The following is a 25643-nucleotide window of genomic DNA, read 5'->3' as shown; positions in this document are numbered from 1 at the left end:
CGTGATAAGAACCGTCCCTCGCCTTCACCGAGGAGCGACGACGATGAAAAAAGATGGAGACAAGGGCGAGAACCTTTCGAGCTTTCCAGAAGGTTCTCGGACGTCCGCCCCACCCGGGCTCTCGCGCATCGCGTTCATGCGCGGCGCGCTGCGCGGCACGATCGCGCTGATCGCGGGCATCGCGGCGGTGGCTTCCATTCCCTACTGGGGTGGCGAGCACTTCCCGGTCACGAGCCTCGTGATCTACGTGGCTGGCATGGTGTTCGTCGCGATGCCGCTGTGCCTCTACTACGAGTCGCTGCTGCAGGCGCAGGAAGGCACGGCGCCCGAACAGCCTCAGCCCCAGTCTTCCGTCGCGCCCAGGCCCTTGCAGGCCTGAGCCCGCGGCGCCGGCTCAGGCCGCCGCAGCGGGCAGCAGCGTCGCGCGATGGCTGCGGATCGCCGAGGCGACGATCGGCATCAGCAGCGGCGTCTTTCCCGCGTCGAAGTCGCGTATCAGCTGGATGCGCATGCTCGGCGCCCAGAACGACTTCAGGTGCGCGGCGATCGCCTGCGTTGCGGCGCCCGAGTCGCTCGGCGACTGCGCCTGGAAGAAGGTGCCGATCTGGTTGGCCATCTTGACCAGCTGTGCCGAGTGATCGTGCTCCATGGGACTTTCTGAAAAATGTGTTGCTTGATGAAGTGATGAATCTTCAGCGCACGCTGTGCTGCTGCGCCGTGCGCAGCCTCTGCGGGTGGCTGTAGACGCCCAGGTCCTGCTCGCGCGCGAAGCCCACCAGCGTGAGGCCAGCGCGCTGCGCCGTGGCCACCGCGAAGGAGGTTGGCGCCGACACCGCCGCGAGCAGCGGCGCACCGGCCATCGCGGCCTTCTGCACCATCTCGAAGCTCGCACGGCTGGTGACCGCGATGAAGCCGACGGAGGCATCGACGTCGTTGGCCGCGAGCGCACCGACCAGCTTGTCGAGCGCGTTGTGGCGGCCCACGTCCTCGCGCAGCCACATCACCTCGCCGTCGTCCGAACACCATGCGGCCGCGTGCACGGCGCCGGTGGCTTCCTGCAAGGTCTGCTGCGACGGCAGCTGCGACATCGCGCGGCCGATGGCCTCGCGCCCGAAGCGCACCGTGGCATCGTCCTGCAGAACCGGCAACTCTCGCGAGACCTGCGTCAGGCTCTCGGTGCCGCACAGGCCGCAGCCGGTGCGCCCGGCCATCGAGCGGCGGCGCTGCTTCAGGCGCGTGAAGGCCGCGCCCGACACCTGCATGTGCACCGTGAAGCCCAGCGCCGACTGCTCGGCCTCCACCGAATAGAGCTCGTGCGCCGCATCGAGGATGCCCTCGCTCAGCGAGAAGCCGAGCGCGAAGTCTTCCAGGTCGAGCGGCGTCGCGAGCATCACCGCGTGCGAGATGCCGTTGTATTCGAGCGCCACGGGCACCTCCTCGGCCACCCAGTCCTGCACGTCGAAGGGCCTGCCGCCGCGCACGCCGTGCACGGGCAGCAGCTGCGCGCCTTCGCAGAACCGGACGGTGTCGGCATCGGTGGCCAGCATGTTCATACGGGTCGCGCCCTCACTTGGCCGGAACCGTCTCGCCGCCCTGCGGCGCCGATGCGGCAGCGAGCAGCTCATGCTGCGTGCGGTTGAAGCGGCTGTACTCCTGCTGCCAGGAAGAAGGCTGCATCACCGGCATCACCTGCACCGCCGTGACCTTGTACTCGGGGCAGTTGGTGGCCCAGTCGGAGTTGTCGGTGGTGATCACGTTCGCGCCCGACTCGGGGAAGTGGAAGGTTGTGTAGACCACGCCCGGCTGCACGCGCTCCGACACCGTGGCGCGCAGCACCGTCTCGCCCGCGCGGCTCTGGATGCCGACCCAGTCGCCTTCCTTCACGCCGCGCTCCTCCGCGTCGTGCGGATGGATCTCCAGCCGGTCCTCGCTGTGCCACTGGTTGTTCTCGGTGCGCCGCGTCTGCGCGCCCACGTTGTACTGCGAGAGGATGCGCCCGGTGGTCAGCAGCAGCGGGAACTTGCGCGTGACCTTCTCGTCCGTCGCCACGTACTGCGTGACGATGAACTTGCCCTTGCCGCGCACGAAGCGGTCGATGTGCATGGTGGGCGTGCCGTCGGGCGCGTTCTCGTTGCAGGGCCACTGGATGCTGCCGAGCTCGTCGAGGCGCTTGTAGCTCACGCCGTGGAAGGTGGGCGTGAGCGCGGCGATCTCGTCCATGATCTCTTCCGGGCTCTTGTAGTCCATCGGATAGCCGAGGGCCTGCGCGAGCTTCACCGTCACTTCCCAGTCGGCAAGGCCGGCCTTGGGCGGCATCACCTTGCGCACGCGGGAGATGCGGCGCTCGGCGTTGGTGAAGGTGCCGTCCTTCTCCAGGAACGAGGAGCCCGGCAGGAACACGTGCGCGTACTTGGCGGTCTCGTTGAGGAAGATGTCCTGCACCACCACGCACTCCATGCCCATCATCGCGGCCGCCACGTGCTGCGTGTTCGGGTCGGACTGCACGATGTCCTCGCCCTCGCAGTACAGGCCCTTGAAGCTGCCGCCGATGGCTGCATCGAACATGTTGGGAATGCGCAGGCCCGGCTCGGGGTTGATCTGCACGCCCCAGGCCGACTCGAACGTGGCGCGCGTGGTGCTGTCCGACACGTGCCGGTAGCCCGGCAACTCGTGCGGGAACGAACCCATGTCGCAGGAGCCCTGCACGTTGTTCTGGCCGCGCAGCGGGTTCACGCCCACGCCCTCGCGGCCGACGTTGCCGGTGACCATGGCGAGGTTGGCGATGCCCATCACCGTGGTCGAGCCCTGGCTGTGCTCGGTCACGCCCAGGCCGTAGTAGATGGCACCGTTGCCCGCCGTGGCGAAGAGGCGCGCGGCGGCGCGCATCTCGGCCGCCGGCACGCCCGTCACCGCCTCGGTGGCCTCGGGCGACTGCTCGGGGCGCTCCACGTACGACTTCCATTCCTTGAACGAGGCCGAGTCGCAGCGTTCGGCGACGAAGTCGTCGGCCATCAGCCCTTCGGTGACGATGACGTGCGCCAGCGCCGTGACCACGGCCACGTTGGTGCCGGGCCTCAGTTGCAGGTGATGCGCGGCCTTGATGTGCGGCGACTTCACGATGTCGATGCGGCGCGGATCGACCACGATCAGCTTCGCGCCCTGGCGCAGCCGCTTCTTCATGCGCGATGCGAACACCGGGTGGCCATCGGTCGGGTTGGCGCCAATCACCATGATCACGTCGGCCTTGTCCACCGAGGCGAAGGTCTGCGTGCCCGCCGATTCGCCCAGCGTCTGCTTCAGGCCGTAGCCAGTGGGCGAATGGCACACGCGTGCGCAGGTGTCGACGTTGTTGTTGCCGAAGGCGGCGCGCACCAGCTTCTGCACGAGGTAGGTCTCCTCGTTGGTGCAGCGCGACGAGGTGATGCCGCCGATGGAGTCCTGGCCGTACTTGGCCTGCAGGCGCTTGAACTCGCTGGCCGCGTAGTTGATGGCCGTGTCCCAGCTCACCTCCTGCCACGGGTCGGTGATGTTCTTGCGGATCATCGGCTTGAGCATGCGGTCCTGGTGCGTGGCGTAGCCCCAGGCGAAGCGGCCCTTCACGCAGGAGTGGCCCTCGTTGGCCTTGCCGTCCTTCCACGGAACCATGCGCACGACCTCGTTGCCCTTCATCTCGGCCTTGAAGGCGCAGCCCACGCCGCAGTAGGCGCAGGTGGTGATCACGCTGTGCTCGGGCTGGCCGAGCCAGATCACCGACTTCTCCTGCAGCGTGGCGGTGGGGCATGCCTCGACGCAGGCACCGCAGCTCACGCACTCCGAATCCATGAAGGCCTCGTCCTGGCCCGGCGACACGCGCGACTCGAAGCCGCGGCCGCTGATCGTCAGCGCGAAGGTGCCCTGCGTTTCCTCGCAGGCGCGCACGCAGCGGTTGCACACGATGCACTTCGACGGGTCGTAGCTGAAGTACGGGTTCGACTCGTCCTTCTCGCTCTTCAGGTGGTTAGCGCCGTCGAAGCCGTAGCGCACGTTGCGCAGGCCGGTCACGCCCGCCATGTCCTGCAGCTCGCAGTTGCCGTTGGCCGAGCAGGTGAGGCAGTCGAGCGGGTGGTCGGAGATGTAGAGCTCCATCACGCCCTTGCGCAGATCCTGCAGCTTCGGCGTCTGGGTGCGCACCTTCATGCCCGCTTCGGCCGGCGTGGTGCACGAGGCCGGGAAGCCCCGGCGTCCCTCGATTTCGACCAGGCACAGCCGGCAGGAGCCGAAGGGCTCCAGGCTGTCGGTGGCGCAGAGCTTGGGCACCTGGATGCCCGCATCCACCGCCGCGCGCATCAGCGAAGTGCCCGCGGGCACCGTGACTTCGTTGCCGTCGATCTCCAGCGTCACCTCGCGCTCGGATTCGCGCTTGGGGGTGCCGTAGTCGGTTTCCTTGAGATGGTCCAACATGTCTGTCTAGCCTTGCTGATTTCTTCTCTGGATGCGGCCCGGGGACTCAGGCAGCTTTTCGGTCAGGCGCTTCGATTCCGAAGTCCTGCGGGAAATGGTCCAGCGCCGAGAGCACCGGGAACGGCGTCATGCCGCCCATGGCGCACAGCGAGCCGTGGACCATCGTGTCGCACAGGTCGCGCAGCAGCATCACCTGCTGCGGTCGGTTCTGGTTGCCGCGGATCTTGTCGATCACCTCGACGCCGCGCGTCGAGCCGATGCGGCACGGCGTGCACTTGCCGCACGACTCCAGCGCACAGAACTCCATGGCGTAGCGCGCGAGCTTCGACAGATCGGCCGTGTCGTCGTGCACCACGATGCCGCCGTGGCCCACCGTGCCGCCGACGGCCGCGTAGGCTTCGTAGTCGAGCGGCAGGTCCCACTTCGATTCGGGCAGGTAGGCGCCCAGCGGCCCGCCGACCTGCACCGCCTTGATCGGCCGGCCCGAGGCCGAGCCGCCGCCGTAGTCGTAGAGCAGTTCGCGCAGCGTGACGCCGAAGGCCTTCTCGACCAGGCCGCCGTACTTGATGTTGCCGGCCAGCTGCATCGGCAGCGTGCCGCGCGAGCGGCCCACGCCGTAGTCGCGGTAGAAGGCCGCGCCGCGCGCCAGGATCAGCGGCACGCTGGCCAGCGTGATGACGTTGTTGATGAGCGTGGGCTGGCCGAACAGGCCTTCGATGGCCGGCAGCGGCGGCTTGGCGCGCACGATGCCGCGCTTGCCCTCCAGGCTCTCGAGCAGCGCAGTTTCCTCGCCACACACGTACGAGCCCGCGCCCTTGCGCACCGCGAGCGAGAAGCGCTTGCCCGAACGCAGGATGTTGTCGCCGAGGAAGCCCGCCGCCTCCGCGACGCGGATGGCCTCGTTCAGCGTCGCGATCGCATGCGGGTACTCCGAACGCACGTAGATGTAGCCCTGCGTCGCGCCGGTGGCGAGGCCCGCGATGGTCATGCCCTCGATCAGCATGAAGGGGTCGCCCTCCATGGTCATGCGATCGGAGAAGGTGCCCGAGTCGCCTTCGTCGGCGTTGCAGACGATGTACTTCTGCGCCGCCGCCGTGCCCAGCACTGTCTTCCACTTGATGCCCGCCGGGAAGGCCGCACCGCCACGGCCACGCAGGCCCGAGTCGAGCACCTGCTGCACGATCTCCTCGGGCGCAAGCGCCAGCGCACGGCGCAGGCCGGCGAAGCCTTCGTAGGCCTGGTAGTCGGTGAGCGACACCGGGTCGGTGATGCCCATGCGCGAGAAGGTCAGGCGCTCCTGCTTCTTCAGGTACGGAATCTCCTCGGTCGGGCCGAGCGCGAGCGGGTGCCTGCCGCCGGTGAGAAAGCCGGCGTCGAACAGGCCGGCCACGTCGTCGGGCGTCACCGGTCCGTAGGCCATGCGGCCGGCGGGCGTGTTCACCTCGACCAGCGGCTCGAGCCAGAACATGCCGCGCGAACCGTTGCGCACCAGCTCGAGCATCAGACCGCGTGCCGCGGCCTCCTTGGCGATGCATCGGGCCACGCGGTCTGCACCGGCAGCGAGCGCGGCCGAATCGCGCGGAACGTAGACGGTGATCGTGCTCATGCACGGCCTCCTTCGGTCTGCGCGACCAGCGCGTCAAACCCCTTGGCCGTCATGCGCGCATACGGCTGCTCGTCCAGCGTCATCGCGGGCGACGAGGCGCACAGGCCGAGGCAGAAGGCCGGCTCCAGCGTGAACGCGCCGTCCTTCGTCGTGCCGTGCGCGCTGCAACCCAGGCGCAGCTCGGCGTGCGCGAGCAATGCATCCGCGCCCATCGACTGGCAGGCCTCGGCGCGGCAGATCTGGATCACGTGCCGGCCCGCGGGCTGGCTGCGGAAGTGGTGGTAGTAGGTGACGACGCCGTGCACCTCGGCGCGCGAGAGGTTCTGCGCCTCCGCGATCACCGGCACCGCGTCGGCGGGGATGTAGCCGAGTGCGTCCTGCACGTCGTGCAGTATCGGCAGCAGCGCGCCGGGCTCGTCCGCATGCAGCTGAAGGATGCGCTGCACGGCCGCGAGTTCGTCCGTGTCGTGCTGCCCTTGCCGCGCCTGCTGAACCTGTTCTGGTTTCATGGTCCGTCCGATCTGCTCCGTTGCCGTCAGCTTGCAAGCGGAGCTGTTTTCATCGTGGTTCTGTCACGGGTTCGACGTCGTTGGATTCGACGCGAATCCCGTGGTCATCCGCTTGGGGATCAATGTCGATGAATCGGGCGTCGGGGGCCTTGACACAAGTCAATTTCCGCCGAAACAAGCACGGTGCCAATGCGCACAAACCCTGCGGCAACGCAGGGTTTCAATGCGCACCGCCCTGCGGCCACGCAGGGTTTCGGAAGGACCGGAAAGACCCTATCGGGCGGAGGCTTCGCGCGCCCTCTGCAGCTGCGCTTCGGCCTGCGCGTCGTCGACCTCGCCGACGACCTTCGCGGGGCGGCCCGCGATGCGCGAGCGGTCGGGAAAGACCTTGCCCTCGGTGAGCAGCGAGCCCGACTCGACGACGCACCCTCGACCCACCACCGAGCCGTTGAGCGCGATGGTGTGCTCGCCGATCACCGCGCCGTCGCCCACGGTGCAGCCGTGCAGCATCACGTGGGGCTCCACCGTCACGTCGGCGCCGATGGTCAGCGGATAGCCCGGGTCCGCGTGCAGCATCACGCCTGCCTGCACATGGCTGCCGCGGCCGACCTTGATGGGCTCGTTGTCGCCGCGCAGCACCGAGTGCGCGCCGATGCGGCTGCCGGGCGCGAGCACGACCTGGCCGATCACGCTGGCGCTCTCGGCCACGCGGGCGCTGGCGTCGATGTCCGGTTCATGCGCGTCAAGTCGGTAGATCGTCACTGCGGGGGCTCCTGTTCATCGGCAAAAAGCCCCGCCATCTTCATGGCGGGGCTGTGTGGGGGGAAGGAATGTCCGGATGGTACCGGCGATGGCGGCCTGAAGTTGTTCTATTCGGTACGGCTCGCCTCGATGTGCTTGCGGCGCATCGGCCGCAGCACGAACCAGGCCATGAGAGCGGCGAGCGCATTGACCGCGCTGGCCGCGATGAAGACGGCCTGCCAGCTGCCGGTGGAGGCGGCCAGCACGCTCGACAGCGGCACCAGCAGGGAGGCCGTGCCCTTGGCGGTGTAGAGCATGCCGGCGTTCGATGCCGCGAACTTGGAGCCGAAGGTGTCGGCGCAGGTCGAGGGGAACAGGCTGTAGATCTCGCCCCAGGCGAAGAACACGATGCCGGTGAGGATCACGAAGAGGATCGGGTTCTGGCCGTAGTGGTAGAGCATCAGGATGCCGACCGACTCGATCGCGAAGGCGATGAACATGGTCTGCTCGCGGCCGATCTTGTCGGACACCCAGCCGAAGAAGGGCCGCGTGAGGCCGTTGAGCACGCGGTCGATGGCCAGCGCGAAGGTCAGCGCGGGCAGCACCAGGCCCATGATGTTCACCGGCACATCGATGATCTTGAAGTCCTTGGCGATGGGCGCGAGCTGCGCGGTGGCCATCAGGCCGCCGGCCGCCACCATCACGAACATCGCGTACATCACCCAGAACACCGGCGAGCGCAGTACCTCGGACGGCGCGTAGTCGCGGCGCGACTGCTGCACGTTGCGGCTTCCCGAAGCCTTTGCATGATCGGGAGCGCGGGTCAGCATCCATGCGAGCAGGAACACGATCAGTCCCTGCCCGATCCCAAAATAGAGAAACGCTGCTTCGTAGCCGCTGGACTTGATCATCGCGGAGATCGGGATGATCGTGAGCGCCGAGCCCGCGCCGAAGCCCGCGGCGGTCATGCCCGCCGCGAGGCCGCGCCGGTCGGGGAACCACTTGAGCGCATTGCCCACGCAGGTGCCGTAGACGGCGCCCGCGCCGATGCCCCCGACGGCTGCCGCGATGTACAGCAACGCCAGCGAGTCGGCCACCGAGTTGAGCACCCAGCCGACGCCGCACAGCACGCCGCCCACCAGCACCACGGGGCGTGGCCCGAAGCGGTCGACGAGGTAGCCCTCGATCGGCACGAGCCAGGTTTCGGTGAGGACGAAGATGGTGAACGCGACCTGGATCGCCGCGCGACTCCAGCCATGCTTGTCTGCGATCGGATTGACGAAGAGCGTCCAGCCGTACTGCAGGTTGGCGATCATCGCCATGCAGACGATGCCTATGAGCAATTGACCCCATCGGTACGCCTCGGATCGGGTCGCGCTGGCGCCATAGGTTTCGGACGGGGGGTACATCGCGGGGTTGGATCCTGCGATCGTGGAGGTGGGCCGAGTCATGGAGTTGTCCTTGGTGTTTTCGTTGAAATCCGACAGGCTGCAAAAGCAGGGCAATCAGTCGAGCGATCAGTGCGCATCGACGGGCGACGAGGCCTCGTTGACATCGATACACGGCATGGGAATCACCAGTTGTCTGCGCGTGGATGACTGTCGGACCGAGCGACTCAAAAACTCTTGACCTCAGTCAAGTTCACACGAATCGCGCTCTCTCGGAACCCCCGAGGTATCCCTATGAAATCGCACTGCATTCGATGCGCGAAGAGAGTGCTCTGCGAGACGCATCGAACGATGCGTTCGCGTTGCATGAATGAAGAGAAATCGACGACGGAACTTCGATGATTTCCGCGTGATGCTTGCGCGATGCAAGCGACGGTTCGCGCGATGTTTTCGATGGCTTCGCGATGCGCGTTGCGCGTGCATCCGATGCTCTTTCGAACGGCTCTGGCAGAGGCTCCGACAGAGGCTATGGCAGCGGAACCCGAGGCGTATCCAGCGCCTTGTCCGAAAAGGAAAAAATTGACCTAGGTCAAGAAACGCAAAAATCGCGTTTGCCCTCGTCTAGGGTAAACCCTAAAATTCAGGGTAATCCCTTCGGTCTTTCCGATTCAGTTTCAGATTCTTTTTTTGGAGCACTCAATGAGCCACACCACCATCGATTCCAACGCACTGCGCGCCCCCGCTTCCTCGTCGACCGCCGGCAACATCATGCGCGAGCTGTTCGCCGTGATGCCCATCGTGATCTTCTACAAGGCCGCGCGCACCGCACTGATGCAGCGCCGTTCGGCGCCCGTGCAGCGTTGAGCCGCAACGCCGGATTCACTTCTCCCGAAGAGCGCGCGCGATTCAGTCGCCGCGCTCTTTTTCTTTCTAGCCCTCGAAGGGCACGATCTGCGAGATCAGCGAGGGCCCGTCGCTCAGCAGGAAGTCCTTGAAGGCCTGCGCCACCGGCGGCAGCCGCTTGCTGCGCCGATGCACCACGTACCAGTTGAGCATCAGAGGAAAGCCCTCGACGTCGAGCACGCGAAGGCTGCCCGCGCGCAACTCCTGGCTCACGGTATGCGCCGACACGAAGCTCACGCCCATGCCCGCGATCACGGCCTGCTTGATGGTCTCGGTGCTGCGGATCTCCATCGCGATGTTGATGCCGCTCAGGTCGCCGCCGAAGCCGTCTTCCATCGAATGCCAGGTGTCGGACGCCTTCTCGCGCACCACGAAGGGCTCGCGCATCAGGCGTTGCACCGCGATCCGTTTCTCGCCCACCAGCGGATGGCCCGGCGCCGCGACGATCACGTAAGGGTGCGGTGCGAAGGGCTGGTTGACGGTGTCGAGATCAGTGGGCGGGCGCACCATGATCGCCAGGTCCGTGAGGTTCTCGGCGATGTGGGTCAAAAGCCCCGCTCGGTTGTGCACGGTGAAGTTCAGCGTCACGCCCTGGTGGCGGCTCGCGAACTCGACCAGCAGGCGCGGAAAGAAGTAGTCGCCCGCGCTGATCACGCCCACGTTGAGCTTGCCGCCCGAGACGCCCTTGAACTGCATCATCGCGTTCTCTGCAGCCTCGAACTGCTGGATGATCGCGCGGCTGATCTGCAGCAGCTCGCTGCCCGCGGCCGTGAGATACACCTTCTTGCCGAACTGCTCGAAGAGCGCATTGCCCGCGTGCTCCTCGAGCTTGCGCACCTGCGTGGAAACGGCGGGCTGCGTGAGGTGCAGCTCCTCGGCCGCGCGCGAGAAGCTCAACAGCCGTGCCACCGCCTCGAAGACCTTCAGCTGGCGCAGGGTCGCGTGCTTCATGGGGGCCGCCTGCTGCAGCGCTCAGCGCGGTATTCGGGCAACGTGCAGCAGGTTGGTGGTGCCCGACTGCCCGAAGGGCAGGCCCGCCACCACCACCACGTCGTCGCCTTCTTTCGCGAAGCCTTCGGCGCGCGCCGTGCGGCAGGCGCAGTCGATCATCTCGCCCACGTCGTGCACGTCGTCCACCAGCACCGCGTGCACGCCCCAGACCATCGCCATGCGGCGCGCCGCGGCGATGTCGGGCGTGAGGCTCAGGATGGGCACTGCAGGGCGCTCGCGCGCGGCGCGCAGGCTCGTGAAACCTGAGGAGGTGTAGGTGACGGTCGCCGCCGGCGCGAGCAGCGAAGCCACCTGGCGCAGCGAGGCGCACACGGCGTCGGCCGTGGTCGACAGCGCCGCATCGTGCGTGGCGTCGATGCCCGCGCGGTATGACGGGTCGGCCTCCACGCGCGCGATGATGCGGTCCATCATCGCGACCGCCTCGAACGGATACTTGCCGGAGGCCGACTCGGCCGAGAGCATCACCGCATCGACGCCGTCGTACACGGCTGTCGCCACGTCGGAGACTTCCGCGCGCGTGGGCACCGGCGAGGCGATCATCGATTCGAGCATCTGCGTCGCCACCACCACCGGCTTTCCGCGCTTGCGGCAGGCGCGCACGATCAGCCTCTGCAGCTCGGGCACCTGCTCCGGCGGCAGCTCCACGCCGAGGTCGCCGCGCGCCACCATGATGCCGTCGCACAGCGCGACGATCGCGTCCAGGTGCTCGATGGCCGCCGGCTTCTCCAGCTTGGCCATGATCCAGGCGCGCGAGCCGATGATGGCGCGCGCCTCCTCGATGTCCTCGGGCCGCTGCACGAAGGAGAGCGCGACCCAGTCCACGCCCATCGACAGGCCGAAGGCCAGGTCGTCGCGGTCCTTCGGCGTGAGCGGCGAGATCGGCAGCAGCACGCTGGGCACGTTGACGCCCTTGCGGTCCGAGATCGGGCCGCCGACCAGCACCGTGGTCTCGGCGAAGTCGGGGCCGTGGCTGTCCACGCGCAGCCGCAGCTTGCCGTCGTCGAGCAGCAGCTCGGTGCCGTCCTGCAGCGCGGCGAAGATTTCCGGATGCGGCAGCGGCGCGCGGCGTGCATTGCCTGCTGCCTTGTCCATGTCGAGCCTGAAGCGCGCGCCCGCATCGAGCTGCGCGCGGCCGCCCTCGAAGGTGCCCAGGCGCAGCTTCGGCCCCTGCAGGTCGAGCAGGATGCCGATGGGCCGGCCTGACTCCCGCTCCAGGCGGCGGATGGTCTCGAGGCGCCGCGCGTGGTCGTGCTGCGTGCCGTGGCTGAAGTTGAGCCTGAACACGTCCACGCCGCGCTCGAACAGCTCGCGGATGGCCGGCTCCTCGGTGGTGGACGGGCCGAGGGTGGCGACGATCCTGGCGCTGCGCGTGCGTCTCATCGACGGACCTCGGGATCCAGGGTATTGCTCCCTCTCCCCTTTGGGAGAGGGTTGGGGTGAGGGCCGACGGCGGTGATCGAGGCGGGGTGCGCGCGAAGGCCACCCCCCTCACCCCCGCCCTCTCCCCGAGGGGAGAGGGAGCAAGGCATCGCGCTCATGCCGCGATCTCGTGCAGCTTCACGCGGCCGCGCTGGTCTTCCATGGTGCGCGCAAGCAGCTTGACGAGACTGTAGACGGTGTCGATGTGCGGCGTGGGCGTCTCGGTGAGCCGGGCCAGCTCGACCACCGCGCCGACCAGCGCGTCGATCTCGGGCGCGCGGCCCGCTTCCACGTCCTGCAGCATCGAGGTCTTGTGCTTGCCGACTTTCTCCGCGCCCGCGATGCGCTTCTCGAGCGTCACGCGGAACTCGATGCCGAGCTTGTGCGCGACGGCCTGGGCCTCGCGCATCATCGCGGCGGCCAGCTCGCGCGAAGGCGGGTACTGGCAGATATCGACGAGGGTCGAGTGCGAGAGGCTGCTGATCGGGTTGAAGGTCAGGTTGCCCCACAGCTTGAGCCAGATCTCGGCGCGGATGTTGTCGAGCACCGGCGCCTTGAAGCCCGCGCCGGTAAAGCAGGCCGAGACGCTGTTCACGCGCTCGCTCGCGGAGCCGTCGAGCTCGCCGACCGGAAAGCGGTCGCCCTCGATGTGCTTGACCACGCCGGGCGCGATGAGCTCCGACGCCGGATAGACCACGCAGCCGATCACGCGCTGCGCCGGGATCTTCGCCGCGACGGTGCCCGAAGGATCGACGCTGCGCACCGGCGTACCCTCGAGCGCGCCGCCGTGCTTGTGGAAGTACCAGTACGGGATGCCGTTCTGCATGGTCACGACCACCGTGTCGGGCCCGAAGAGCTTCGGCACGTCGCTGGCCACGGCCTCGACCTGGTGGGCCTTCATCGCGAGCACGACGATGTCCTGCGGGCCGGCCTCGTCGTAACGGTCGGTGGCCTTCACGTTGCGCGCCACCTGCTCCTCGCCTTCGGCCGAGACCAGCTTGATGCCGTTGCGCGATATGGCGTCGAGGTTGGCGCCGCGCACAATGAACGTGACGTCCTCGCCGGCCAGCGCGAGTTTCGCGCCGACCAGTCCGCCGATGGCGCCTGCGCCGATGATTGCAATCTTCATGTCGATCCCCAAGAGTTGAAATCCTTGCGCGACCCTTCTGCTGCGTTCAGCCGAAGCGGTTGCTGAGCTTTCCGATGCCGCCGATCTCGATCTCCACGAGGCTGCCGGGCTTCATCGAGCCGACGCCGACCGAGGTGCCGCAGAGGATCACGTCGCCGCGGTGCAGCGTCATGTCCTGCGAGATGAGGCTCACGAGCTGCTGCACCGAAAAGCGCATATCGCTGATCGGATAGTCCTGGCGCACCTCGCCGTTGAGCAGCGTGGTCACGGTGAGCGTGGCGGGATCGAGGCCGGTGGCGACCACCGGGCCCATGGGGCAGAAGGTGTCGAAGCCCTTGGCGCGCACCCACTGCGCGAAGGAGGCGTCGCGGTTGAGGATGTCGGCCACCGTGACGTCGTTGGCGCAGGTGTAGCCGAACACATGGTCGAGCGCATCGGCCTCCGACACGGCAGTGGCGGTCTTGCCGATGACGATGCCGAGCTCGCCCTCGAACACGACCTTGCCGTCGCACAGCGGCTTGCGGATGGGCGCGCCGGGCGAAAGGTACGAGTTGGGCGTCTTCAGCAGATACAGCGGCTCGGCGGGCACCGGCAGGCTGAGCTTGGCGCCGAGCGCGTGGAAGTTGTTCCACAGCGCGATCACCTTGGTGGGCTCGGTGGGCGTGAGCAGCTGCAGCCCCTCCAGCGCGAACACGCGGCCGGTGGGCTCGGAGCTGCCGAACATGTCGCCCCGGCGTTCGTGCACGGCGTCGCCCTCGAGCGTGCCGAAGCCGATGCCGCCCGCGTGCTCGAAGCGGACCCATTTCCTCTGCTGGTGCTGCTGTTCCATGTTGTTATCTGCTTTCTGGATTGATGAGAATTCGGGCCCGTCGCCGGTCGGTCAGTCGAACGGGAGATAGTCGGGAATCACGAGCGAGGCCAGCAGCTTCCCCATGTCCGCCGGGTTGCGCGTGACGTGGATGCCGCATTCCTTCATCACCGCGAGCTTTTCCTGCGCGGTGCCGCGGCCTCCGGAGACGATGGCGCCCGCATGGCCCATGCGCTTGCCGGGCGGCGCGCTGGCGCCCGCGATGAAGCCGACCACGGGCTTGGTCATGTGGTCGCGGATCCAGCGCGCGCATTGCTCCTCGGCGTCGCCGCCGATCTCGCCGACCATGATCACGGCGTCGGTGCGCGGGTCGTCGTTGAACATCTTCAGCACGTCGATGTGCCGCAGCCCGCCGACCGGATCGCCGCCGATGCCGACCACCGTCGACTGCCCGATGCCGAAGCTCGCGAGCTGGCTCGCGGCCTCGTAGGTCAGCGTGCCCGAGCGCGAGACCACGCCGATGCGCCCTCGCTGGTGGATGTGGCCGGGCATGATGCCGATCTTGATCTCGCCGGGCGTGATGAGCCCCGGGCAGTTGGGGCCCAGCAGCTGCGTCTTGCTGCCCTGCATGCGGTGCCGCGTGCGGATCATGTCGCGCACCGGGATGCCTTCGGTGATGCAGATGACGAGGTCGAGCTCCGCATCCACCGCCTCGTCGATCGCGGCTGCGGCGAAGGGCGGCGGCACGTAGATCACGGAGACGGTCGCGCCGGTCTCTGCCTTGGCTTCCTTCACGGTGCCGAAGATCGGGATGCCTGCCATCGACTGGCCGCCCTTCAGCGGGTTCACGCCCGCGACGAAGCAGTGCCTGCCGTTGCCGTACTCCAGGCAGGCCTGCGTGTGGAACTGGCCCGTCTTGCCGGTGATGCCCTGCGTGATGACGCGGGTGTGCTTGTTGATCAGGATGGACATGTCGCAAGCTCCATCGACTTGGGGGATGAGCGCTTCATCGCTGGCGCTCCCAATTGCTGGCCGCGCCGATCGCCCGCTGCGCGGCCTCGGCGATGTCGTCGGTGTTGATGATCGCCAGGCCCGACTGCGCGAGGATGGTCCGCCCCAGGTCCTCGTTGGTGCCCTTCATGCGCACGACCAGCGGCACCGCCAGGCCGGTCTCGCGCGCCGCGGCGACCACGCCGTGCGCGATCACGTCGCACTTCATGATCCCGCCGAAGATGTTGACCAGCACCGCCTTGAGCTTCGGGTTGCGCAGCATCAGCTTGAAGGCTTCGGTCACCTTCTGGGGCGTGGCGCCGCCGCCCACGTCGAGGAAGTTGGCGGGCGCGCCGCCGTAGAGCTTGATCGCGTCCATCGTCGCCATCGCGAGGCCCGCGCCGTTGACGAGGCAGCCGATGTCGCCGTCGAGCGCGATGTACGAGAGGTCGAACTTCGAAGCCTCGACCTCGATCGGGTCTTCCTCGTCGGTGTCTCGCATGGCCGCGATCTCCGGCTGGCGGAAGAGCGCGTTGGCGTCGAAGTCGAACTTCGCGTCCAGCGCGATCACGCGGTTGTCGCGCGTCAGCACCAGCGGGTTGATCTCCGCCAGCGAGGCATCGCTGCCGTCGAAGGCCTGGTAGAGGTTCTGCATGAGCACGCGCGCCTGCACCAGCGAACGCTCGGTGATGCCGATGCGGCGCGCCATGCCGTCCGCGTCGGCGATGCGCAGGCCGGCATCGGGGTCGATGAAGAGCTTGTGGATCTTCTCGGGCGTGCGCGCGGCCACCTCCTCGATGTCCATGCCGCCTTCGCTCGAGGCCATCAGGGCCACGCGCTGCGAATTGCGGTCGACCACGAAGCCGAGATACAGCTCCTTGTCGATCTCGACGCTCTCCTCCACCAGCAGCTGCCTCACCACGCGGCCCTCGGGGCCGGTCTGCGGCGTCTTCAGCGTCATGCCGAGCATCTGCCCGGCGTGGCGGCGCACCTCGTCCACGGACCAGGCCGGCTTCACGCCGCCGCCCTTGCCGCGGCCGCCCGCATGGATCTGCGCCTTCACCACCCAGGCCCGGCCGCCGATGCGGCTGGCGGCATCGGCCGCCTCGTCGGGCGAGCGGCAGACGAATCCGCGAGGGGTCGCCACGCCGTATTGGCGCAGCACTTCCTTGCCCTGGTATTCGTGGATGTTCATGGCCGGAACGGGTCGTTCATTTGAATTGGAGGAATTCAGGCGCCGAGCTCGACGCCGTGGCTTTCGGCCCAATTGAAATAGCTCGAAGAGGCCATTTCCCGCTTTCTGTGAATTTCCTTCTTCTGCTCGATGGCGACCGCCAGGAATTCGGCGTCGTAGGCCTTCAGGAGATGCGGCTGGTGGGTCTTCAGGTAATGGCCGATTCGCTCGTTCGCGTCCTGGCCGAGGCCCATCAGGCGGTCGTAGGTCTCTCCGTCCCAATGCCAGCGCAATCCCAATTCGAAGAATGCGGCGTTGTAGGCATTGCGCTCGATTTCGTCGCGCCAGTATTGGACGGGCGAATGGTTTTCCATGATCTTCTCCTTGAATGAATGCCGAAGAGGTTGAATTGATCGAGAAATTCCGGCGAGTTCAAAATGTAGGATCGATGGACGATAAATAAAAATTAAATGAATTTATAAAAACCATTCACCAGGAGTTATGCACCGGAGGCGCGCAATTCGCAGGCGCAGGAACCCTCCGCGCCGCCTGCGGGCGGCGTTGTCTCAAGACTCGAAGATGACGGGAAGGCGGGCCTGCGCCGCGCCTCAGATCACGCGTTCGGCCCGCAGGGTCGCCAGGTCGTCCGCGCCGTAGCCGAGCTGCCTCAGCACTTCCTCGGTGTGTTCGCCGAGCAGCGGCGAACGCGTCACCACCGTCGGGCTGTCGGACATCTTGATGGGGTTGCCCACCGTCAGGTACTTGCCGCGCACCGGGTGGTCGACCTCGACGATGGTGCCGGTCTCGCGCAGCGATTCGTCCGCGGCGATCTCCTTCATCGACAGGATCGGCCCGCAGGGAATGTCGTACTCGTTGAGGATGTCCATGGCCTCGAACTTGGTCTTGGTCATGGTCCACTGCTCGATGCGCGCGAAGATCGGCTTCAGGTGCAGCAGGCGTGCGGCCGGCGTGGCGTAGGCCTCGTCGTTGATCCAGCCTTCCTCGCCGATGACCTTGCACACCGCCGGCCACACGGCCGCCTGCGTGATGAAGTAGATGTACGCGTTCGGGTCGGTCTCCCAGCCCTTGCACTTCAGGATGGAGCCCGGCTGGCCGCCGCCCGATGCATTGCCCGCGCGCGGCACCGCGTCGCCGAACTTGCCGTCGGGGTATTGCGGGTACTCGTGCATGGTGCCGGTGCGCTCCAGGCGCTGCTGGTCGCGCATCTTCACGCGGCAGAGGTTGAGCACCGCGTCCTGCATCGGCGCGAGCACCTGCTGGCCGCGCCCGGTGCTGTTGCGCTGGAAGAGCGCCGCCAGGATGCCGAGCGCCAGGTGCAGGCCGGTGCCGCTGTCGCCGATCTGCGCGCCCGTCACCAGCGGCGGGCCGTCCTCGAAGCCGGTGGTGGAGGCCGCGCCGCCGGCGCACTGGGCCACGTTCTCGTAGACCTTGCAGTGCTCGTACTTGCCGGGCCCGAAGCCCTTGACCGAGGCCACGATCATGCGCGGGTTGAGCTTCTGGATGTGGGCCCAGGTGATGCCCATGCGGTCGAGCGCGCCGGGCGCGAAGTTCTCCACCAGCACGTCGCAGGTCTTGATCAGGCTGTCCAGAACCTCCTTGCCCTTGGGGTTCTTGGTGTCCAGCGTGATCGAGCGCTTGTTGTGGTTCAGCATCGTGAAGTAGAGGCTGTCCGCGCCGGGAATGTCGCGCAGCTGGCCGCGCGTGGCGTCGCCTTCGCCGGCACGCTCGACCTTGATCACGTCGGCGCCGAACCACGCCAGCAGTTGCGTGCAGGTGGGGCCGGACTGCACATGGGTGAAGTCGAGGATGCGGACGCCCTCGAGTGCTTGGCTCATTGACTGTCTCCTTCTTGACCTGGGAACTGCAGTTGACTGTGCTCGCCGGTGCCACGATCGGCGTGCCAGGCAAGGCGGGACGACGCCGCGGGCTCGCGCCCGCAAGGAGGAGCAACGCCGCATGGCGCGTCGAGGGTGGTGCTGGCGGGCGCAGTCAACTGTCGTTCCCAGGTTCGTTCATCGTGGCTTCGACTTCTACCAGACGGGCGCGAAGTTTGCGCTCCTCCGCGAAGCGGGCTGTCTCGTCGCGGACGATGGCGACGATGCCGGTGACCTCGTGAGCGGCGGAGAACAGCATCGACACCGTGAAGGCAATGGAGAGCGTGTGCCCGTCCTTGTGCAGCGCGGGAACGCGCAGCAGGTCGGCGCCGTACTTGGTGACGCCGGTTTCCATCGTCTTGTTGTAGCCGTCCCAGTGCCGCTGACGTTGGCGCTGGGGAATGATCAGGTCGAGCGACTGGCCGAGGGCCTCGGCCTCGCTGAAGCCGAAGATGCGCTCGGCTGCGCGGTTCCACAGCGTGATCGCGCCCTGCGCGTCGCACACCATGATCGCATCGCCGGCGCCTTCGACGAGCTGCTTGAAATCCAGGTTCGCTTGCATGAGTGCCTCCCGGGCGCTGACTGCTGGCTGGGGTCTGTCACTGTGCGGGGGAATCTGGTTGGTGTGAAGCCCCCCGCACAGGGCTGCTGCTGCCCTACACGGCCTTGGCCGCGTGCAGGCTGGCGATCTGGTCCTGGCTGTAGCCGAGCTCAGCCAGCACGTCGTCGGTGTGCTCGCCCAGCAGGGGCGAGGCAGTGACTTCGGGCTTGAGGTCCGAGAACTTGATCGGGCTGCCGATGGTCCAGTAGCTGCCGCGCTCCTTGTGCGGGACTTCGACGATCGAGCCGCTCTTGCGCAGCGACTCGTCGTGCAGCAGTTCCTTCATCGACAGCACCGGGGCGCAGGGAATGTCGTGCTTGCGGAAGATGTCCACCGCCTCGAACTTGGTCTTGTCCTTGATGAAGTCCTCGATGGTGGCGAAGATCTGCTCGATGTGCGGCTGGCGGGCCTTGGCCGTCATGTAGTCGGGGTCGGTCTTCCACTCGGGCTTGCCCAGCGCGTCGCAGATCGGCTCCCAGGCATGGCCCTGCACCGTGAAGTAGATGTAGGCGTTGGGGTCGGTCTGCCAGCCCTTGCACTTCAGGATCCAGCCGGGCTGGCCACCGCCGCCGGCGTTGCCGCCGCGCGGCACGACCTTGTCGGCGAATGCGCTCATCTCGTGCGGGTACTGCGGGTATTCCTCGAGGTAGCCCACGCTGTCCAGGCGCTGCTGGTCGCGCATCTTCACGCGGCACAGGTTGAGCACGGCGTCCTGCATCGAGCAGGCCACCTTCTGGCCCTTGCCCGTCTGCTCGCGGCCGATGATGGCCGTGAGGATGCCGATGGCCAGGTGCATGCCGGTGTTGGAGTCACCCAGCGCCGCCGCCGAGATCGTCGGGACGGAGTTTCCGCCCTTCCACCAGCCGGTGGTGGAGGCGGCGCCGCCGGCGCACTGCGCCACGTTCTCGTACACCTTCAGGTCTTCGTAGTGGTGGCCTTCGCTGAAGCCCTTGACCGACGCGACGATCATCTTGGGATTCAGCTCCTGGATGCGTTCCCAGGTGAAGCCCATGCGGTCCAGCGCGCCGGGGCCGAAGTTTTCCACCAGCACGTCGGATTCGCGGATCAGCTTCTCCAGCACGGCCTTGCCCTCGGGCTTCTTCGTGTCCAGCGTGATCGAGCGCTTGTTGCTGTTGAGCATGGTGAAGTAGAGCGCATCGACGTCCGGAATGTCGCGCAGCTGCGAGCGCGTCACGTCGCCCGCGCCGGGGCGCTCCACCTTGATCACGTCGGCGCCGAACCAGGCCAGCAACTGCGTGCACGCGGGGCCGGCCTGCACGTGCGTGAAGTCGATGATCTTGATGCCGTTGAGGGGCTTGTTGCTCATTGGGATATCTCCTTGAATGAAACGAAACGCGGGTTACTTCTTCTTCGCCGTGGCGGGGTTCAGGCTCGTGATGCGGCCGCTCTCGGTGCCGGCGGTCTCGTCGATGACGGCATTGATCAGCGTCGGGCGGCCCGAGGCGACGGCCTCGGCCAGGGCCTTCTGCAGCTCGTCGGCGGTGGTGGCGTTGACGCCGACGCCGCCGAAGGCTTCCATCAGCTTGTCGTAGCGCGCGTTCTTGACGAACACCGTGGGCGCCACGTCGGGCGTGCCGCTGGAGTTCACGTCGGTGCCGCGGTAGACGCCGTTGTTGTTGAAGACGACGACGCAGACCGGCAGGTTGTAGCGGCAGATGGTCTCGACCTCCATGCCGCTGAAGCCGAAGGCGCTGTCGCCCTCGATGGCGATCACCGGCTTGCCCGTGACCACGGCGGCGGCCACGGAGAAGCCCATGCCGATGCCCATGATCCCCCAGGTGCCCACGTCGAGGCGCTTGCGCGGCTCGTACATGTCGACGATGCTGCGCGCGAAGTCCAGTGTGTTGGCGCCCTCGTTGACGACGATGGCGTCGGGCCGTGCCTTCACCTGGTCGCGGATCACGCTGAGCGCGCTGTGGAAGTTCATCGGCGAGGGCCGCGCGGCCAGCGTGGCGGCCATCTTCGACAGGTTCTTGTCCTTGCGCTCGGCGATGGCGCCGGTCCACTCGGCCGGCGGCTTGGCCCACTTGGCGTCGATGCCGGCCAGCAGCGCGGCCACGCAGGAGCCGATGTCGCCGATCACGGGCGCCTCGATGGCGACGTTGCTGTCGATCTCGGTCGGCGCGATGTCGATCTGGATGAAGCGCTTGGCGCCCTTCTCCTGCGCCCAGGTCTTGCCCTTGCCGTGCGAGAGCAGCCAGTTGAGGCGCGCGCCGACGAGCACCACCACGTCGGCTTCCTGCAGCACGTAGGAGCGAGCGGCGGCTGCCGACTGCGCATGCGTGTCGGGCAGCAGGCCCTTGGCCATGGACATCGGCAGGTAGGGAATACCCGTCTTCTCGACCAGCGCGCGGATGTCCGCGTCGGCCTGCGCGTAGGCGGCACCCTTGCCGAGCAGGATCAGCGGGCGCTTGGCGCCCTTGAGGATGTCGAGCGCGCGCTGGACGGCGTCGGCCGCCGGGATCTGGCGCGGCGCGGCATCGACCACCTTGATGAGCGAGGCCTTGCCGGCCGCCGCGTCCATGGTCTGCGCGAACAGCTTGGCCGGCAGGTCGAGGTACACGCCGCCCGGGCGGCCCGACAGCGCGGCGCGGATGGCGCGCGCGATGCCCACGCCGATGTCCTGGGCATGCAGCACGCGGAAGGCCGCCTTGCACAGGGGCTTGGCGATGGCGAGCTGGTCCATTTCCTCGTAGTCGCCCTGCTGCAGGTCGACGATCTCGCGCTCGCTGGAGCCGCTGATGAGGATCATCGGGAAGCAGTTGGTGGTGGCGTTGGCCAGCGCGGTGAGGCCGTTGAGGAAGCCGGGGGCCGACACGGTCAGGCAGATGCCTGGCTTCTGCGTGAGGAAGCCGGCGGCGGCGGCGGCATTGCCGGCGTGCTGCTCGTGGCGGAAGGAAATGACGCGCAGGCCTTCGGCCTGGGCCATGCGCGTGAGGTCGGTGATCGGGATGCCGGGCAGGCCGAAGATGGTGTCGATGCCGTTGAGCTTGAGGGCATCGATGACGAGATGGAAGCCGTCGGTGGTCTCGCCCACCGGCGTGCTGTCTTCCGTCACGCTCTTGAGGACGCGGACCACCGCGTCGCCTTCGGCATCACGGTTTTTCGCAGGCTTGAGGGCTTCGTCCAGCGTGGTGGCTGCCTCTTTCTCTGTTCTGACTGAAGACATGTCTCTCCTTCTGCATGGGTGAATGGCCTAGGCCCGAGCCGCGACTATGATTCGGGCCAAACTTTCGGCCGTTGACCTCGGTCAACTTTCCCGAAAACGGCGCAGCCCCCGATGAGCAGCGCCGGCGGCGAACTCGAGAAGACGGTGACCATGACGTTGTTGGAAAACCATCCGGAGAAGAACATCATTCGTGCCCAGCTCCGGCAGAACGTGCTTCTCAAGGACCTGAGCGAGGCGGATCGCGCCGAACTGGAAGCCCACCTGGTCATCGTGGACGGCAACAAGGGCGAGTTCCTGCTGCACCAGGGCGTGCGGGAGATGGAGCAGTACTTCATCCTCGACGGCATCCTCAAGCGGGTGGTGAGCAACCCGGAGGGCAAGGAGATGATCCTTCGCTTCGCCGACGAGAACGACATGGAGACGAGCTACGCCGCGCTGCGGCTGGGAACGCCCACACCCTACGGCATCGTCTGCGTGACCAAGGCGCGGGTGGCGAGCCTGCCGCTGAAGGAGTGGATCGCCTTCCTGAACAAGCATCCCGAAACCAAGGAACTGTTCGAGTTCCTGGTGATGCGCGGAATGAGCGAGATCATGGCGCACACCATCACGCTGCACCTGCTCGACGCCGCGGGGCGCGTGCACCGGTTCATGCGCAAGCATCCGGAGCTGGAAGACCGGATTCCGAGCAAGGAGCTGGCTTCGTATCTGAATCTCTCAGCGGAAACCCTTAGCCGGCTTCGCAAGCGCGGGAAGATCTGAGCGCGGCTCAGGGATTGCTCCCTCTCCCGCTTGCGGGAGAGGGAGCAAGAAGCGAATTCCAGGCTCCGCGCTCAGGTCTGCTTCGCCGAAGCAAAGCGCCGCGTGCTGGCCATCAGCCTCAGCTGGTTGTGCACCCCCGTCACGCCCACCACGGAAGCCGCGATGTTCTCGGTCTGTGCTCTCTCCTCGCTGTCGAGCACGATGCCGCGCAGCAGCAGTTCGCCCTGGTTCGCGGCGATCGTCACGTTGATGTCGCGCGTCGCATCGTGCTCCTTCAGCGCCGCGCGCACACGCGCCTCCAGCGCCATGTTGGCGAGCAGCGCGCGCGAGGCCGGCGTTTCGGCGAACTCGGGGCGATTCACCATCAGCCTGATCTGCTCGACGCAGCTCTCGACCGACAGGCGGTCCGTGTTGAGCACCAGGTCGTAGAGCACCGGGTCGCCCCAGGTCACGCCGAACTGCGAGTGCATGCGCGCGGCGTGCGCCTGGTCGCTGCGGCGGATTTCGGCTTCGGCGAACTCGGCATCGTCGGTCTCGAGGTCGGCCATCAGCCATTCGACCCGCTTCTTCATGGAGCGCGTGATGCGCACGCACACCACGTGCGGCACCGCCCGCAGCAGGCAGGTGGCGCCCCAGCCGCGCAGCACCACGTTGCCGCGGTCGGCCAGCGCGAAGAGCTCTTCGGCGGTGTAGAGCGCCACGCTGCGCCTGTCGGTGGTGAGGCGCTCCACCAGCCCCGCCTTGCCGCTGCGCAGCCGGCCGATCAGGCTCGTGGAGACCTGCATCCGGTCGGCCACGTGCTCGATGACCTCGTGGCGCATCACGGCGAGGCCGAGCGTCTCGGCGAGCTTCAGCGAAACATCCTTCGCGAGGGAACCCATCTCCTGGGTCAGTGCGATCACTGGCATGTGCTCTCCTCCTTGCTTCAATCCACCGGCCGCTCGACCGCGAACTCGTCGGGCTTCTTCGGCTTTTTCACGAAGGCCAGCGCCTTGGAGATCAGCGGCCAGAACAGCAGCACCAGCGCCAGCGTGGTGATGCCGCCGACCAGCGGATTCGAGAACATCACCATCACGTCGCCCTGCGACACCAGCATGGCCTGGCGGAACGAGTCTTCCGCCTTGTCGCCGAGCACCAGCGCCAGCACCAGCGGCGCGAGCGGGAAGTCGAGCTTCTTGAAGAGGTAGCCCAGCACGCCGAAACCGAGCATGAACCAGATGTCGAGCATCGCGTTGTGCACGGTGTAGGCGCCGATCGCGCAGATCACGATGATCACCGGCGCGATGATCGAGAACGGAATGCGCAGGATCGACGCGAACAGCGGCACGGTGCTCAGCACCACGATCAGCCCGACGATGTTGCCGAGGTACATGCTTGCGATGAGGCCCCAGACGAAGTCCTTCTGCTCGACGAAGAGCAGCGGCCCGGGCTGCAGGCCCCAGATCAGCAGACCGCCCAGCAGCACCGCGGCGGTGGGCGAGCCGGGAATGCCCAGCGCGAGCATCGGCAGCAGCGCGCTGGTGCCGGCCGCGTGCGCGGCGGTCTCGGGCGCGACCACGCCTTCGGCTTCGCCGGTTCCGAACTTGGCGCCCTTCTTCGACATCTTCTTGGCGAGGCCGTAGGCCATGAACGAGGCCGGCGTGGCGCCGCCCGGCGTGATGCCCATCCAGATGCCGATGAGCGAGCTGCGGATCGAGGTCAGCCAGTACCTGGGCAGCTGCTTCCAGGTCTGCCACACCACCTTCGGGTCGATCTTCGCGCTCTTGCCCGAGAACTTCAGGCCCTCTTCCATCGACAGCAGGATCTCGCCGATGCCGAACAGGCCGATCACCGCGATCAGGAAGTCGAAGCCGCGCATCAGCTCGGGCTGGCCGAAGGTCAGGCGCAGCTGGCCGGTGACGGTGTCCATGCCCACGCTCGCGAGCGCGAAGCCCAGCGCCATCGACGCGAGGATCTTGAAGGGCGAACCCTTGCCCATGCCGACGAAGCTGCAGAAGGTCAGCAGGTACACCGCGAAGAACTCGGGCGAGCCGAACTTGAGCGCGAACTTGGCGACCAGCGGGGCGAGGAAGGTGATCATCACCACCGCGAGGAAGGCGCCCACGAACGATGAGGTGAAGGCGGTGGTGAGCGCCGCGCCGGCCTGTCCGTTCTGCGCCATCGGGTAGCCGTCGAAGGTGGTGGCCACCGACCACGGCTCGCCCGGGATGTTGAACAGGATCGAGGTGATGGCCCCGCCGAAGAGCGCACCCCAGTAGATGCACGACAGCATGATGATGGCCGAGGTAGGCGACATCGTGAACGTGAGCGGCAGCAGGATCGCGACGCCGTTGGCGCCGCCGAGCCCCGGCAGCACGCCGATCAGCACGCCGAGGATGATGCCGACGAACATCAGGCCGATGTTCATCGGCGAGAGGATCACCGAGAAGCCCTGCATCAGGGCACTGATTTCTTCCATTTCGCTTGTGCTCCTTGGGTCGGGTTCAGTAGCCGAGGAATCGAAGCGGATCGAGCGCGCCCTTGAAGAGCGGCACCTTGAACCAGACCTCGAACATGCAGAAGAAGAGCGTGTTCACCGCCAGCGCGGCGAACACGCTCTTGAACCACGCGTACTTGCCCAGCACCACCATGAAGAGCGCGATGTAGATCGCCGACGCCACGTAGATGCCGAGAATGGAGATCGCCAGCACGTAGACAGTGGCCGGCACCAGCACCGACAGCACGCGCTTGAGCTGCACCGAGTCGACGAAGACCGCGGTGTTGCGGTTCTTGCCGAGCAGCGACTGGTAGAGGATGCCGGCGCCCGAGATCGTGATGATCACGCCGATGAAGAACGGGAAGTAGCCGGCGCCGGGGCCGTCGGTGGTCCAGCCGGCGCCGAGCTTGCGCGCCTCGAAGACGACCACCAGGCCGATGACCAGCAGCGCCACTGCGACCGCCGCCTCTACGAGGTGAGTGGAGATGCCCGTGCGCGCCGGGCCCTCGGATGTTTCGTCGTGCTCCATGGAGCCCCCATCGTGGTTGTGTGGAAGAAGGAAATCGGCGTGCACTCCTGGCGCACGCGCCCGCTGCCGCAGGGC

General features: G+C 66.9%; 24 protein-coding genes. 3 read left to right on the top strand and 21 right to left on the bottom strand.

The window, feature by feature from the left end; all coding sequences use genetic code 11:
* Positions 1-43 precede the first annotated feature (43 nt).
* Positions 44-379 carry a hypothetical protein gene (locus BMY35_RS29555; protein WP_240652167.1) on the top strand — a complete coding sequence of 112 codons (336 nt, stop codon included), beginning with the start codon at positions 44-46 and terminating at the stop codon, positions 377-379.
* Positions 380-394: 15 nt separating this feature from the next.
* Here BMY35_RS29555 and BMY35_RS29550 read toward each other — a convergent pair whose 3' ends face one another.
* The 7 genes from BMY35_RS29550 to oxlT all read right to left on the bottom strand — a co-directional run bounded on the left by BMY35_RS29550 (position 395) and on the right by oxlT (position 8705).
* Positions 395-649, bottom strand: coding sequence for a formate dehydrogenase subunit delta (locus tag BMY35_RS29550; protein WP_093206563.1), 255 nt, complete (start codon positions 647-649; stop codon positions 395-397).
* Positions 650-692: 43 nt separating this feature from the next.
* The gene (gene fdhD, locus BMY35_RS29545; protein ID WP_170217141.1) at positions 693-1547 is read right to left on the bottom strand and encodes a formate dehydrogenase accessory sulfurtransferase FdhD; all 855 of its coding nucleotides are present in this window, start codon (positions 1545-1547) and stop codon (positions 693-695) included.
* A gap of 19 nt (positions 1548-1566) precedes the next feature.
* Positions 1567-4440 carry a formate dehydrogenase subunit alpha gene (gene fdhF / locus BMY35_RS29540; RefSeq protein ID WP_093206561.1) on the bottom strand — a complete coding sequence of 958 codons (2874 nt, stop codon included), beginning with the start codon at positions 4438-4440 and terminating at the stop codon, positions 1567-1569.
* 46 nt (positions 4441-4486) lie between these two features.
* Complete coding sequence (locus tag BMY35_RS29535) at positions 4487-6046, bottom strand: formate dehydrogenase beta subunit (RefSeq protein WP_093206560.1); 1560 nt, start codon at positions 6044-6046, stop codon at positions 4487-4489.
* Positions 6043-6555: a formate dehydrogenase subunit gamma gene (locus BMY35_RS29530; RefSeq protein WP_093206559.1), complete on the bottom strand. Its 513-nt coding sequence runs from the start codon at positions 6553-6555 to the stop codon at positions 6043-6045. The genes BMY35_RS29535 and BMY35_RS29530 overlap by 4 nt, the downstream gene beginning before the upstream one ends.
* Before the next feature lie 273 nt (positions 6556-6828).
* Positions 6829-7317 carry a gamma carbonic anhydrase family protein gene (locus BMY35_RS29525; RefSeq protein WP_093206558.1) on the bottom strand — a complete coding sequence of 163 codons (489 nt, stop codon included), beginning with the start codon at positions 7315-7317 and terminating at the stop codon, positions 6829-6831.
* Positions 7318-7424: 107 nt separating this feature from the next.
* Positions 7425-8705: an oxalate/formate MFS antiporter gene (oxlT, locus tag BMY35_RS29520; protein ID WP_371287213.1), complete on the bottom strand. Its 1281-nt coding sequence runs from the start codon at positions 8703-8705 to the stop codon at positions 7425-7427.
* A 678-nt stretch (positions 8706-9383) separates the two neighbouring features.
* On the opposite strand from oxlT, the gene BMY35_RS38400 reads away from it, so the two are divergent.
* Positions 9384-9548 (top strand): hypothetical protein, encoded by a 165-nt coding sequence (locus BMY35_RS38400; RefSeq protein WP_170217133.1) that lies wholly within the window; start codon positions 9384-9386, stop codon positions 9546-9548.
* Positions 9549-9614: 66 nt separating this feature from the next.
* Here BMY35_RS38400 and BMY35_RS29515 read toward each other — a convergent pair whose 3' ends face one another.
* The 11 genes from BMY35_RS29515 to oxc form a co-directional block, all read right to left on the bottom strand.
* Positions 9615-10538, bottom strand: a complete 924-nt coding sequence (locus tag BMY35_RS29515) for a LysR family transcriptional regulator (protein ID WP_093206557.1) — start codon at positions 10536-10538, stop codon at positions 9615-9617.
* Between the two features lie 21 nt (positions 10539-10559).
* The gene (gene pyk / locus BMY35_RS29510; protein WP_093206556.1) at positions 10560-11978 is read right to left on the bottom strand and encodes a pyruvate kinase; all 1419 of its coding nucleotides are present in this window, start codon (positions 11976-11978) and stop codon (positions 10560-10562) included.
* Between the two features lie 154 nt (positions 11979-12132).
* Entirely contained in the window at positions 12133-13146 is a 1014-nt protein-coding gene (locus tag BMY35_RS29505; protein WP_093206711.1) for a 2-dehydropantoate 2-reductase, read from the bottom strand.
* Positions 13147-13192: 46 nt separating this feature from the next.
* Complete coding sequence (locus tag BMY35_RS29500) at positions 13193-13975, bottom strand: fumarylacetoacetate hydrolase family protein (protein WP_093206555.1); 783 nt, start codon at positions 13973-13975, stop codon at positions 13193-13195.
* Positions 13976-14026: 51 nt separating this feature from the next.
* Positions 14027-14926, bottom strand: coding sequence for a succinate--CoA ligase subunit alpha (gene sucD, locus BMY35_RS29495; protein WP_093206554.1), 900 nt, complete (start codon positions 14924-14926; stop codon positions 14027-14029).
* Positions 14927-14960: 34 nt separating this feature from the next.
* A complete protein-coding gene (gene sucC, locus BMY35_RS29490) occupies positions 14961-16139 on the bottom strand; it encodes an ADP-forming succinate--CoA ligase subunit beta (protein ID WP_093206553.1) in 1179 nt (392 codons plus the stop codon).
* A gap of 35 nt (positions 16140-16174) precedes the next feature.
* Complete coding sequence (locus BMY35_RS29485; RefSeq protein WP_093206552.1) at positions 16175-16492, bottom strand: HAD family hydrolase; 318 nt, start codon at positions 16490-16492, stop codon at positions 16175-16177.
* A gap of 234 nt (positions 16493-16726) precedes the next feature.
* A complete protein-coding gene (gene frc, locus BMY35_RS29480) occupies positions 16727-17974 on the bottom strand; it encodes a formyl-CoA transferase (protein WP_093206551.1) in 1248 nt (415 codons plus the stop codon).
* A gap of 154 nt (positions 17975-18128) precedes the next feature.
* Positions 18129-18575 carry a PAS domain-containing protein gene (locus BMY35_RS29475; RefSeq protein WP_093206550.1) on the bottom strand — a complete coding sequence of 149 codons (447 nt, stop codon included), beginning with the start codon at positions 18573-18575 and terminating at the stop codon, positions 18129-18131.
* Positions 18576-18669: 94 nt separating this feature from the next.
* Positions 18670-19941: a formyl-CoA transferase gene (gene frc / locus BMY35_RS29470; RefSeq protein ID WP_093206549.1), complete on the bottom strand. Its 1272-nt coding sequence runs from the start codon at positions 19939-19941 to the stop codon at positions 18670-18672.
* Positions 19942-19974: 33 nt separating this feature from the next.
* Positions 19975-21804, bottom strand: coding sequence for an oxalyl-CoA decarboxylase (oxc, locus tag BMY35_RS29465; protein WP_093206548.1), 1830 nt, complete (start codon positions 21802-21804; stop codon positions 19975-19977).
* A gap of 150 nt (positions 21805-21954) precedes the next feature.
* Here oxc and BMY35_RS29460 point away from each other — a divergent pair, with 150 nt between their 5' ends.
* Complete coding sequence (locus BMY35_RS29460; protein WP_056595369.1) at positions 21955-22563, top strand: Crp/Fnr family transcriptional regulator; 609 nt, start codon at positions 21955-21957, stop codon at positions 22561-22563.
* 71 nt (positions 22564-22634) lie between these two features.
* On the opposite strand, the gene BMY35_RS29455 is transcribed toward BMY35_RS29460, so the two are convergent.
* Genes BMY35_RS29455 through BMY35_RS29445 form a run of 3 tightly spaced genes read right to left on the bottom strand, consistent with a single transcriptional unit; the run spans position 22635 to position 25568 of the window.
* Entirely contained in the window at positions 22635-23471 is an 837-nt protein-coding gene (locus BMY35_RS29455) for a cytidylate kinase family protein (protein WP_093206547.1), read from the bottom strand.
* 17 nt (positions 23472-23488) lie between these two features.
* Positions 23489-25021, bottom strand: a complete 1533-nt coding sequence (locus BMY35_RS29450) for a tripartite tricarboxylate transporter permease (protein WP_093206546.1) — start codon at positions 25019-25021, stop codon at positions 23489-23491.
* A gap of 25 nt (positions 25022-25046) precedes the next feature.
* Positions 25047-25568 (bottom strand): tripartite tricarboxylate transporter TctB family protein, encoded by a 522-nt coding sequence (locus BMY35_RS29445; RefSeq protein WP_093206545.1) that lies wholly within the window; start codon positions 25566-25568, stop codon positions 25047-25049.
* Positions 25569-25643: the final 75 nt, after the last annotated feature.

It is taken from the genome of Variovorax sp. YR750 (assembly GCF_900109805.1).
Lineage (GTDB): Bacteria > Pseudomonadota > Gammaproteobacteria > Burkholderiales > Burkholderiaceae_C > Variovorax > Variovorax gossypii.
The sequence above is the reverse complement of the archived record's forward strand: the minus strand, read 5'-3'. Positions and strand labels throughout refer to the sequence as shown.